Source organism: Kocuria rosea subsp. polaris, from assembly GCF_001483755.1.
Classification (GTDB): domain Bacteria; phylum Actinomycetota; class Actinomycetes; order Actinomycetales; family Micrococcaceae; genus Kocuria; species Kocuria cellulosilytica.
On sequence record NZ_LQBK01000034.1, the window covers coordinates 1 to 1,344 of the forward strand.

General features: G+C 71.6%; 1 protein-coding gene. It reads left to right on the plus strand.

Features of this window, described 5'->3' with window-relative positions:
• Window positions 1–264 precede the first annotated feature (264 nt).
• On the plus strand, window positions 265–1,326 hold the full coding sequence (locus AVL61_RS13495) for an IS110 family RNA-guided transposase (protein ID WP_058874849.1): 1,062 nt from the start codon (window positions 265–267) through the stop codon (window positions 1,324–1,326).
• Window positions 1,327–1,344: the final 18 nt, after the last annotated feature.

A 1,344-nucleotide genomic window follows, 5' to 3' on the forward strand; every position in this document is an offset into this window, starting at 1 on the left:
CTGACTGTGAGGATTCCTTTTGCAGCCTGATGGTGCTGGGCTGTGGGCAGGTGATCACGAGCGTGACCCTTGGTCTGACTGGCTGCGTGCCTTTCGCAGGACTTGTCCGCTCGTGGTCGCCGGCCCCGGCCCGGTCGGAGCGACTGGCCTGATCAGGAGCTTGACCGTCTGGCGTTAGCGGCGCCGGGCGTGTCCCGTCACAGTCCTGCCGTGACTCCTCCCGGACCGGAACCTACGTCCGCTCCGGAGCTTGGGAGGAACGCAATGTCCAGTCTGACCGATCTACGAGAGGTCGTCGATGTCGTCATCGGCGTCGACACCCACGTCCACACCCATTCCGCCGCCGCCGTCGATGCCGGCACCGGCGGTGTGCTCGGGGAGATCACCGTGGAGGCCACCGCCGACGGGTATGCCCGCCTGGTGGCCTTCGCCGATGAGCACGCCCGGCTGCGGGCCTGGGCGATCGAGGGCACCGGCGGTCACGGGGCCGGGCTGGCCCGCCACCTGGCCGACGGCGAGGAGATCGTGGTCGAGCTCGACCGCCCCCAGCGCGCCCAGCGTCGTCACGGGGCCAAGTCCGACCCGCTGGACGCGATCCGGGCCGCGCGCGAAGCGCTGTCCCGGGCTCGGCTGGGCACCCCGCGCCACGGTGGGGACCGTCAGGCGCTGTCGGTGCTGCTGGCCGCCCGTCGTTCGGCGGTGGAGGCCACCACCGACGCCCAGCGGCAGCTGTTCAGCCTGATCATCGCCGCCCCGGAGCCGATCCGGGCGCGGTTCCGCGGGCAGAAACTGCCCGGGATGCTCACCACCGCCGCGAGATTGCGGGGGCATTCCTCCTGGGACGCGGAGACCACCGCGACCGTCACCGTGCTCCGCTGCCTGGCCCGGCGAGCCCGTGAGCTGGCCGCCGAGGCCGCCTCGCACGAGAAGGCGATCCTGGCCATCGTGCGGTCCTGGCGGCCCGACCTGCTCGCCCAGCCCGGGGTGGGCCCGATCGTGGCCGCGACCGTGCTGTGCGCCTGGTCCCACCCGGGGCGGATCCATTCCGAGGCCGCCTTCGCGATGCTCGCCGGGGTGGCCCCGATCCCGGCCACCAGCGGCCAGGTCACCACCCGCCACCGGCTCAACCGCTACGGCGATCGCCAGCTCAACCGGGCCATGCACACCATCGCGCTCTCCCGGATCCGCTACGACCCCACCACCCGCGACTACGTCGCCCGCCGCACGATCGAGGGCAAGACACCCCGAGAGATCAAACGCTGTCTCAAGCGCTACATCGCCCGAGATCTCTACCGGCTGCTGGAGCACCAACCCAACCCGGCTTGACAGGCGATAGGAGCGTCC

Bases quoted from the DNA above. Each gene is read 5' to 3' on its own strand.
- AVL61_RS13495 (WP_058874849.1), top strand. From the start codon at position 265: ATGTCCAGTCTGACCGATCTACGAGAGGTCGTCGATGTCGTCATCGGC.